Annotated in this window: 7 protein-coding genes and 1 pseudogene; 5 read left to right on the top strand and 3 right to left on the bottom strand. The window is 69.2% G+C overall.

Annotated features, from left to right (window positions below; genetic code table 11):
• Positions 1-603 precede the first annotated feature (603 nt).
• Positions 604-1,857 carry a group II intron reverse transcriptase/maturase gene (gene ltrA / locus GFH49_RS27945; protein WP_230396118.1) on the top strand — a complete coding sequence of 418 codons (1,254 nt, stop codon included), beginning with the start codon at positions 604-606 and terminating at the stop codon, positions 1,855-1,857.
• 82 nt (positions 1,858-1,939) lie between these two features.
• On the opposite strand, the gene GFH49_RS27940 is transcribed toward ltrA, so the two are convergent.
• Positions 1,940-2,170 (bottom strand): DUF4287 domain-containing protein, encoded by a 231-nt coding sequence (locus tag GFH49_RS27940; protein ID WP_155058833.1) that lies wholly within the window; start codon positions 2,168-2,170, stop codon positions 1,940-1,942.
• A 102-nt stretch (positions 2,171-2,272) separates the two neighbouring features.
• Here GFH49_RS27940 and GFH49_RS27935 point away from each other — a divergent pair, with 102 nt between their 5' ends.
• Positions 2,273-2,584 (top strand): hypothetical protein, encoded by a 312-nt coding sequence (locus GFH49_RS27935; RefSeq protein WP_196218147.1) that lies wholly within the window; start codon positions 2,273-2,275, stop codon positions 2,582-2,584.
• An 86-nt stretch (positions 2,585-2,670) separates the two neighbouring features.
• Here GFH49_RS27935 and GFH49_RS27930 read toward each other — a convergent pair whose 3' ends face one another.
• Positions 2,671-4,059 (bottom strand): cystathionine beta-synthase, encoded by a 1,389-nt coding sequence (locus tag GFH49_RS27930; RefSeq protein WP_155058832.1) that lies wholly within the window; start codon positions 4,057-4,059, stop codon positions 2,671-2,673.
• A 160-nt stretch (positions 4,060-4,219) separates the two neighbouring features.
• Here GFH49_RS27930 and GFH49_RS27925 point away from each other — a divergent pair, with 160 nt between their 5' ends.
• From GFH49_RS27925 to GFH49_RS27915, 3 genes are all read left to right on the top strand, one after another.
• Positions 4,220-5,236: an SGNH/GDSL hydrolase family protein gene (locus tag GFH49_RS27925; protein ID WP_155058831.1), complete on the top strand. Its 1,017-nt coding sequence runs from the start codon at positions 4,220-4,222 to the stop codon at positions 5,234-5,236.
• Between the two features lie 234 nt (positions 5,237-5,470).
• The gene (locus GFH49_RS27920) at positions 5,471-6,691 is read left to right on the top strand and encodes an acetyl-CoA C-acetyltransferase (RefSeq protein WP_155058830.1); all 1,221 of its coding nucleotides are present in this window, start codon (positions 5,471-5,473) and stop codon (positions 6,689-6,691) included.
• Positions 6,692-6,973: 282 nt separating this feature from the next.
• Positions 6,974-7,750, top strand: a complete 777-nt coding sequence (locus GFH49_RS27915) for a hypothetical protein (protein ID WP_196218148.1) — start codon at positions 6,974-6,976, stop codon at positions 7,748-7,750.
• Here the strand turns inward: GFH49_RS27915 and GFH49_RS40475 are convergent.
• Positions 7,739-7,859: pseudogene (locus tag GFH49_RS40475) on the bottom strand (RNA-guided endonuclease TnpB family protein); the annotation flags it as partial. The gene GFH49_RS27915 and the pseudogene GFH49_RS40475 sit on opposite strands and share 12 nt — an antisense overlap.

Here is a 7,859-nt window from a genome sequence, read left to right as displayed (position 1 = left end):
CGTGTGTGCCCAGCATGGGCGATTGCTTGGGGGTGGAAGTCCCCTGGGGGAAGAGGTGGTGCTAACCCCGAGCCGGAGGCAAGGGCGTCATCGTGAGGTGGGGTCTGGAGGAAGCCCGAGGCGAGACCTGGGTACCGAGGAACGCGAATCGCGTATGAGGCGTACTGGTCGGGTGAGCCTGCACGAGAAGGCGATGCCCGTCACTGCCAAGAGGGCCAGTGCGTAAACGCGGCGGGGATCCAGGGACAGTGATCGTTCTTACCTGGGGAGATCTGTCCGGGTGTCGGTTGTGCTGAAGTTGTCGCCGCGCCGACGGTCCGTGCCGGGAGGCGCGGGCTGACCGGGCAGAAGTCAGCAGAGGTCGTAGTACCAGCCGGGATGGCTGCCGGTGCGTGGCGGGCTGGGAAGGGCCGAACATCGAGTGGAACGGGTGATGTGGTGGTTGCTCGTGCTGGTCACGTGGACCGCAGTAAGTCCGCTTCGGCGGTGCCGACCGGGAAGGGACCGGTGCATTCCGGAAGTGTCCTGGCGGAGCGTAGTGGCCGGTCGGCGCACTCCACGGAGGGCGTTCACCGGGAGCGGGAGTCTTCGCTGTGGGAGTTGATGCTCTCGAAGGAGAACCTGCTCGCGGCGCTCAACCGCGTTGAAGTCAACCGGGGTGCTCCCGGGGTGGACGGCATGACCACGGCTGAGCTGAGGCCGTGGATCGCGGTGCACTGGCCCGAAGTGAGGGCCGAACTCGACGCGGGCATCTACCGGCCGGCGCCGGTCCGTCAGGTGATCATCCCCAAGCCTGGCGGCGGTGAGCGGATGCTGGGGGTGCCGCGGGTGCTGGACCGCTTGATCCAGCAGGCCATCGCGCAAGTGCTCGTGCCCATCTTCGACCCGCAGTTTTCGGGGTCGTCCTTCGGGTTCCGTCCCGGCCGGTCCGCCCATCAGGCGGTCCGTGTCGCGCGGCGGGCCATCGAGGACGGACACCGCTGGGTCGTGGACCTTGATCTGGACCGGTTCTTCGACCGGGTTCAGCATGACGTCCTGATGGCGCGGGTGGCGCGCAAGGTCGATGACCGCAGGGTCTTGAAGCTGATCCGCAGGTATCTGGACGCCGGGATCATGGTGGGCGGCATCAGGATGCCGAGCGCGGAGGGGACCCCCCAGGGTTCCCCGCTGTCGCCGGTCTTGTCGAACATCATGCTCGACGACCTGGACCGGGAGTTGTTCAAGCGCGGTCACCGGTTCGTGCGTTACGCAGACGACGTTCGTGTCTTCGTGCGGAGCAAGCGAGCCGCTTGCCGGGTGCTCGCCTCGGTCACGGCCGTGGTCGAGCAGCGGTTGAAACTGAAGGTCAACCGGGACAAGTCGAAGGTGGTCCCAGCTTCTGTCATGACGATGCTGGGGTTCGGCTTCTATTTTGCCCGGCGTGGGAAGGTTGGGATCCGCGTCGATCCGAAGGCGGTCGTCCGTCTGAAGATGCGGCTGCGGGAGCTGACCTCGCGCCGGTGGAGCATCGCGATGAACGAACGTATCGCGAAGATCAACCGCTTCATCGTTGGCTGGATGGGCTACTTCCGGCTCGCGGACGGTGCGCATCTGTTCCGCGAGCTGGACAAGTGGCTGCACCGCAGGATGCGGCAGATCCGTTGGAAGGAATGGAAGATCCCCCGGGCCCGCCGGGCCATGCTGCGCAAGCTCGGGTTCAACGAGCAGTTCTCCCGTGAGTGGGGGAACAGCAGCAAGGGCTACTGGCGGATCGCGGGCTCCCCCGTCCTCGCGCGGGCACTGCCCAACTCCTACTGGGACGACCTCGGCCTGAAGACGCTCAAGCCGACCTGGCAACGGTTGAGATCAGCTTGGTGAACCGCCGGATGCGTGACCCGCATGTCCGGTGGTGTGGGAGGAGGGCCGGGCGACCCGGCCCTCCTACCCGATTTGTGCGCGCCTAGAAGAACTTGCGCGCGGCCCTCCTCAGGTCGTACTCGTGAATGATCGCCTTCGCGTGGCCGTAAGCGAGGTTGTGTTCGTGCCGGAGCCAGCTGACCTTCTCCTCGAAGCGGAAGAGGGCGGGGCCTTCGTCGACGGTGCGGAGCCAGTCGGAGACTTCACGACCGGTGCAGTGGGGAATGCGGGCGAGCAGATTTCGATGGGTCTCCTCGGAGAAGACTTGGGACATCGGCGCCTCCGGACGCATGGGATGTAAGCCGGTCCTTCAGGTCACCGTGCCTGAGCGTTCGCGTGTTGGCAACAGTGCGGGGAAGGTGCGTAGGCTCGGCGCGTGGTTGATACGACGCCCTTGACGCGAGCCGTGGATCACTTTGCCGACCGGTTGCGGGCGGCGCCGCAGAGTCGCCTCCAGCGGGGTGCCGCCGGGGAGGCCTTGGCGTTGGCCAGGGAGTTGGCCCGGTGGGCGCAGGTGCTGGAGGCGCCTGGGGTTGAGCCCAGGGAGATGCCGGACGCGGGGATGTTCGCCGCCGCCGACCAAATCACCGTTGCCGTGCATGACTTGGCTCTCGTGCTGCGGAGCGAGGGGGAAGTCGAGGAGGCGGTGCGGTTGGTGGAGGGGGCGCAGAAGAGGGCAGGGGTCTAGCGCTACCCAAAACACGGCCTCTAGGCGTGCTCTGTGCGGCTGGTCGTGCGGTTCCTGGTGGCCCGTGTTTCACCGCAGGTTCGCTGTCACTTACCGCCCTTGGCGAGGAAGGCCAGCAGGTCCTGTCGGCCGATCACGCCGGTCGGCTTGCCCTCGACCAGGACGATCGCCGCGTCCGCCCTGCCCAGCACCGACATCAGGTCCGCGACCGGCTCACCCGAGCCGACCTGCGGCAGCGGCGGCGACATGTGCTTCTCCAGCGGGTCCTGAAGCGAGGCCGTCTTGGTGAACAGCGCGTCGAGCAGCTCCCGTTCGACCACGGAACCGACGACCTCGGCGGCCATCACGTCCGGGTGCCCGGCGCCCGGCTTCACGATCGGCATCTGCGAGACGCCGTACTCGCGCAGCACCTCGATGGCCTGGCCGACCGTTTCGTCCGGATGCATATGGACGAGGGACGGAATGGCGCCGTGCTCCTTGTCGTCGAGCACGTCGGCGACGCGGGCGCTGGGGCCCTCGTCCTCCAGGAAGCCGTAGTCGGCCATCCACTCGTCGTTGAAGATCTTGCTGAGGTAGCCGCGCCCGCTGTCGGGGAGGAGGACGACCACGACATCGTCCGGCCCGAGCCGCTCGGCGACCCGCAGCGCCGCGACGACGGCCATGCCGCAGGAACCGCCGACCAGCAGCCCCTCCTCCCTGGCCAGCCGCCGGGTCATCTGGAAGGAGTCCTTGTCGGAGACCGCCACGATCTCGTCGGCGACCGTCCGGTCGTACGCCGTCGGCCAGAAGTCCTCACCGACACCCTCGACGAGATACGGCCGCCCGGACCCGCCCGAGTACACGGACCCCTCGGGGTCGGCGCCGACGACCTGCACCTTGCCGTCGCTGACGTCCTTCAGATACCGCCCGGTGCCGGAGATGGTCCCGCCGGTGCCGACGCCGGCCACGAAGTGCGTGATCCGTCCCTCCGTCTGCTCCCACAGCTCGGGGCCGGTGGAGTGATAGTGCGAGAGGGGGTTGTCGGGGTTGGAGTACTGGTCGGGCTTCCAGGCGCCGGGCGTCTCGCGCACGAGGCGGTCGGAGACGTTGTAGTACGAGTCGGGGTGCTCGGGGTCGACGGCGGTGGGGCACACGACCACCTCGGCGCCGTATGCGCGCAGGACGTTGATCTTGTCCGTGGACACCTTGTCGGGGCACACGAAGATGCACTTGTACCCCTTCTGCTGGGCCACGATGGCCAGCCCCACACCGGTGTTCCCGCTGGTCGGCTCGACGATCGTGCCGCCGGGCCGCAACTCCCCGCTCTTCTCCGCGGCCTCGATCATGCGCAGCGCGATGCGGTCCTTCACCGAGCCGCCCGGGTTGAAGTACTCCACCTTGGCCAGGACGGTCGCCCTGATGCCCTTGGTGACGTTGTTGAGCCTCACCAGCGGGGTGTTGCCGACGAGGCTGATCATCGAGTCGTGGAATTGCACCGTTGTCTCCGGATGCTTGCAAAAGAAGTGGTCCTGATTGGTTCGCCAGCCTATGACCTTCGGCTTCGCCGTGGCGGTCGTTCACTCCCCGTTGAGATTGGGCGGCGCCCCGTACGGGGCAAGCAGTGGGTGTACGGCAAAGAGGAGGTGGCGGCTACGCATGACGAGCATGTCGAGGGCGCGGGTGGCCCGGCGGATCGCGGCCGGAGCGGCGTACGGGGGCGGCGGAATCGGCCTGGCCGGCGCCGCGGCCGTGGGTCTGCTGCTGGCGGAGGTGCGGCTGGCGAAGCGCCATGTGAGCAACGGCGCGTCACCCCACCCGCCGAACGCGGACGGCCGGTACGGCGACACCTACACCACCCCTGACTCACCGCCCCTGCGCCTGGCGATGCTGGGCGACTCCACCGCTTCCGGCCAGGGCGTCCGCCGGGCCGGGCAGACACCGGGCGCGCTGCTGGCGTCCGGTCTCGCGGCGGTGGCGGAACGGCCGGTGGAGCTGCGCAACGCGGCGTTGCCGGGGGCCTGCTCGGACGACCTGGACCGCCAGGTGGCGCTGACCCTCGCGGATCCCGCGCTCGCCCCCGACGTCTGCGTGATCATGATCGGCGCGAACGACGTGACGAACCGGATGCCGCCGACGCGCTCGGTACGTCATCTCGCGGCGGCGGTACGGCGGCTGCGCACCGCCGGCGCGGAGGTCGTCGTCGGCACCTGCCCCGACCTCGGCACGATCGAGCCGGTCCAGCAGCCCCTGCGCTGGCTCGCCCGCCGGGCGTCCCGCCAGCTGGCGGCGGCCCAGACGATCGGCGCCGTCGAGCAGGGCGGCCGCACGGTGTCCCTGGGCGACCTGCTCGGCCCCGAGTTCGCCGCGAACCCGCGGGAACTGTTCGGTCCCGACCACTACCACCCGTCGGCGGAGGGCTACGCCACGGCCGCCATGGCCGTCCTCCCGACGGTCTGCGCGTCCCTCGGCCTCTGGCCCGAGGAGGAGCGCCCCGACGCCTCCCGCCGCGAGGGCTTCCTGCCGGTGGCCCGCGCCGCGGCCGAGGCGGCCTCGGAGGCCGGCACCGAGGTCACGGCGGCGATGCCGACGGGCCCGCGTGGCCCATGGGCCCTGCTGAAGCGGAGGCGCCGCCGCCGCGTACCGGAACCGGAGCCGTTGCACACACCGACCTGATCTCGCTCCCGCCGCCCTTACCCGTCCCATCCCCCTGGGGGCTCTGCCCTCTGGCCTCCCGCTCCTCGAACGCCGGACGGGCTGATTTTTCAGCCCGTCCGGCGTTCGAGAAAAGCAAGCGCTTAGAAAATTGCGGTCCGGGTCACACCGCCGCACCCGTGACCTGGACCATACGTACGGGTAACTTCCCAAGCAGCCCTGCCCGCCCGTCCCCATAACGCCACTGGAGCCGTGATGCCCGAAGCCGTGATCGTCTCGACCGCCCGCTCCCCCATCGGCCGCGCCTTCAAGGGCTCCCTCAAGGAACTGCGCCCCGACGACCTCACCGCCACGATCATCCAGGCCGCCCTCGCCAAGGTCCCCGAGCTGGACCCGGACGACATCGACGACCTGATGCTCGGCTGCGGCCTCCCCGGCGGCGAGCAGGGCTACAACCTCGGCCGCATCGTCGCCGTACAGATGGGCATGGACCACCTCCCGGGCTGCACGATCACCCGGTACTGCAGCTCCTCCCTCCAGACCTCCCGCATGGCCCTGCACGCCATCAAGGCCGGCGAGGGCGACGTCTTCATCTCGGCCGGCGTCGAGATGGTCTCCCGGTACGCGAAGGGCAACTCCGACAGCCTCCCGGACACGCGCAACCCGCTCTTCGCGCAGGCGGAGGCCCGCACCGCCGAGGTCGCCCAGCAGGAGGGCACGACCTGGCACGACCCGCGCGAGGACGGCCTGGTCCCCGACCCCTACATCGCCATGGGCCAGACCGCCGAGAACCTCGCCCGGGCGAAGGGCATCACCCGCCAGGACATGGACGAGTTCGGCGTCCGCTCGCAGAATCTCGCCGAGGAGGCCATCAAGAACGGCTTCTGGGAGCGCGAGATCACCCCGGTCACCCTCCCCGACTCCACGGTCATCAGCAAGGACGACGGCCCGCGCCCGGGCGTCACCATGGAGGGCGTCGCGGGCCTGAAGCCGGTCTTCCGCCCCGACGGCCTGGTCACCGCCGGCAACTGCTGCCCCCTGAACGACGGCGCCGCCGCGGTCGTGATCATGTCGGACACCAAGGCCCGCGAACTCGGCCTCACACCCCTCGCCCGCATCGTCTCCACCGGCGTCTCCGGCCTCTCCCCCGAGATCATGGGCCTGGGCCCGGTCGAGGCCAGCAAGCAGGCCCTCCAGCGCGCCGGCCTGACCATCGACGACATCGACCTGGTCGAGATGAACGAGGCGTTCGCCGCGCAGGTGATCCCCTCCTACCGCGACCTGGGCGTCGACATCGACAAGCTGAACGTCAACGGCGGCGCGATCGCCGTCGGCCACCCCTTCGGCATGACCGGCGCCCGCATCACGGGCACGCTCATCAATTCCCTCCAGTTCCACGACAAGCAGTTCGGCCTGGAGACGATGTGCGTCGGCGGCGGCCAGGGCATGGCGATGGTCATCGAGCGCCTCAGCTGAGCCCGTACGGTAGTTGACCCGATACCCGGCGTGATCCTCAGGCCCGGAACCCAGTAATCACCTGGGTTCTGGGCCGTTTTGTGATCCAATCTCCCCCAGGATGTGACCTATCTCCCTCGCGAGAGGGATTTACGCAGCTCAGAGCCGTTTCACGACTAAACATCAGGCCCAAAGACCTGTCCAATTCGTGACGTTACGCACTGACAGCGGGATAGTCCTCCCTTCAAGCTGATGTAGGAAGTCGGGGGTCGACTTTGAACCGGGAGTACGTCAGTGAGCGCCATGCCGATCGCCTTGCTGCTCACCACGGCCGCCACAGGCGCCGTGGGCGTCGCCGTCCTGCGCACCCTCGTGGTGCTGCGCCGACAGGTCGCGGCCCTGCATACCGAACTGGCCGAGAGCCGCACCACCGCACGCGCACGCGTGCCCGCCGCCCGGCCCTCCGCCGACGTCGATGAGATACGCGCCGCGGTGGCCGACGCGCTCGCCGAGGAGCGTGAGCGCGAGCTGGCCGAGGCACGCGCCTTCTGGGCCGCCCAGGAGGCACGTGACGGCGACGCGCCGACGTTGCTGGGCCTCTCCGACAGCGAGCTGTTCCTGCCCCGCCAGAGCGACTTCGCGGGCCTGGAGCGGCTTGAGCCGGTGGCCGAGCCGGGCCCGGACGGCGACGAGTACGCCGGAGACTCCCCGGAGTTGGCCGCGGCCCGCCGCCGCCACCCCTCCCACCCGGACTTCGTCCCGGTCCAGTCACCGGTCGTGGGCGACCACGAGCGCACGGTAGCCACCCTCGAAGAACTCGCCGCCGGACGCGTGGAACTCACCGATGTCCGCCCCGGCCCGCTCGGCACCCTCGACGTCTACGTCTTCGCCGACGGCACCACGCTGTGCATGACCCCGGGCCACCGCGAAACCGCAGAACGCCTCGCCGCGGCCCTGACCCAGGGCGAGACCCCGACCCTGCTGGGCGGCTCAGGCATCTCGGGCGCGTACACGCTGACGTTCGAGTGCGGCGAGGAGACGGTCTACATCCTGGCGGACAGGGTCATAGCGTCCCTTTGAATCCAGTGCCTGTTTGGTGGCGCCGATCGCCGCGTCGGCGGCCTTGCGGGCCACCGTCGACTTCGCCAGGAAGCGGGGCCGGAAGTCCTCCACCGCCATGGCGTCGTGG

The organism is Streptomyces blattellae (assembly GCF_009709555.1).
GTDB lineage: Bacteria > Actinomycetota > Actinomycetes > Streptomycetales > Streptomycetaceae > Streptomyces > Streptomyces blattellae.
Note: the sequence above shows the minus strand (reverse complement) of the source record. Positions and strands in the feature narration are given on the sequence as shown.